Below are 1942 nucleotides of genomic sequence, written 5' to 3'. Positions count from 1 at the left end.
TTCACGATATTCTTGATCAGTACGAAAAACATATTCACTTCTTGCACTTACTGGGTAAGTAGTCCTAAAAAAGAAACATTACCTAAAATGTGTCGATAAAAATTCACAGGCGGCTAAAATCATAACCGCCTGTGTTTATTCAATTGTCTATTAATGCAATAGAATCCTATTTTATGACATTTGCATTTTTGATAATAAAGTACTGATGCTAGCTAAGTCTGGTAAGATTTTAGTGATCGTATATTCACATAATATTCCTTGAGTATTACCCTCTCCTTGTAAATAATATTTCATTCCAATCCCTGAGGTTGATATTTTTTTATAGACGAATTTCGACTAAAGTAATTAATAGTAAAATCAGTTAATCGTTTTGCTAAATATCCAACACTCACAAGACGAAGTTGATTTCGGGGTCAGATCCCCATGATAGGTTCCACACTGGAACCCACCATGTGCACAAAGATTGAAAGTCAATTAAAAACAATATGTTACACTTTCCTTTAACTAGTTAAGTTCACTGTACCACTACACTCTCCATATAATATTTAGGATATTTAAATTAACTCCACAATGAATGAATAACTATTAAATTTTACGCTAATTCGTTTCTTGATTAATTATAGAATTATTTTTTGGACCTGACCAAGTTAGTTGATCTTTTAACTCATCAGGTACTAAAATAAATAACATTCTAATATATTCTATATTTTTTGAGTAAAGCACACTGATTTTCGGAGTGCAATTTTCATAATAGTATTTAGCTTGGTAGTTTAAAAATGATATATCACTACTAGTGAACTCATTCGTTAGAATTTTATTTGGTAAGTTATGTATTAGCTCAGATTCATAATAACATGATAAATCCTTAGATTTTATTTTTTTATCCTGAGATTGAATATTTCTTATGTATGGAAGGATCCAAAATAACATGTCTACATATATTTCATTTTTTGTCATGATATTACCCTATTAATTTCTAGATGGTAATGGTTTTGCTCCAGCAGGAGCAGATTCAACTACAGTCCATCTACCATTTTCAATCAATTTATTAATATACTGCGAGTCACCTGTTTTAACATATATTTCTTTAGCTGCTACCATTCTATGATTGCCTTCTGATATATAATGAATACCTCTTTTATCGACGTATCCAGCAATAATACCTTCTGGTGCAGTGAATCTATAGTTATTGCTGAGCATATCTATTTTCATTTGATCTATTTGACTAGGATTTTTAAGGCCCGTTTGTGTACTTTTTATCATTAATGTTATTTCATCAGAGCCTAGTTTTGACACTGTCAATACGCTCTTTTGTATAAGTTGTTTTCCTATCCAACCTAATGAAATAACTGAGGCTTGTATTTCAGGATCTGATATTAATACTGCTGCTTTTGTCCAACCCGGTGTTTTTGCGTTTATTTTATTTAAGTCTTGTGAGTTCCAATACATTAAGTACTGTTTTGCTAGGTCATTTTGCATGACATCAAAACCTAGATAACTAGCCCAGTAAGGCCTTTTAGCTAAATCAAATGCATTTGATATTCTCGTTTTAGTGATATCTTGTGTAACTAATGGGTTATTAGTTATTTCTACATCTAAATTGCCACTGTTAATTAAGCTGAACATAGCATATTTTTTTATTTGTGTAGCTTCGCAGTTTGTATTACCAGCACACTTTTGCATTTCATTATCAAAATCCATTGCAAGTTCATGAAGTAAGTGATTAAACCTGAAGGTACTTTCTCCCGAGTCCGCACCACTGTAGACCCCACCTGCATTACCTGTGAATATAGCACCCGCAAATCCCCCCAACACGCGGGATAATTGAGCGTATTTCTCGGAATCTTTTTGCCATTCTTTTTCATTGATTAAATTGTTGTTTAGTGTGATCCCTGCTAACTGAACAGCAAGACTACCAACTATAGCTCCTTTGGCATTTCCA

The 1942-nt window shown here is 32.4% G+C and carries 1 protein-coding gene and 1 pseudogene; both read right to left on the bottom strand.

The features are described 5' to 3' along the window. Positions 1 to 597: 597 nt before the first annotated feature. Positions 598 to 957, bottom strand: a complete 360-nt coding sequence (locus PR800_RS18780) for a zinc ABC transporter substrate-binding protein (protein ID WP_102139489.1) — start codon at positions 955 to 957, stop codon at positions 598 to 600. Positions 958 to 969: 12 nt separating this feature from the next. After that, positions 970 to 1942 (bottom strand): annotated as a pseudogene (locus PR800_RS18775) (DUF637 domain-containing protein); the annotation flags it as partial.

Origin of the sequence: Providencia sp. PROV205 (genome assembly GCF_028479505.1) — a bacterium.
Lineage (GTDB): Bacteria > Pseudomonadota > Gammaproteobacteria > Enterobacterales > Enterobacteriaceae > Providencia > Providencia huaxiensis.
This window is presented reverse-complemented; position numbering and strand designations above follow the sequence as displayed.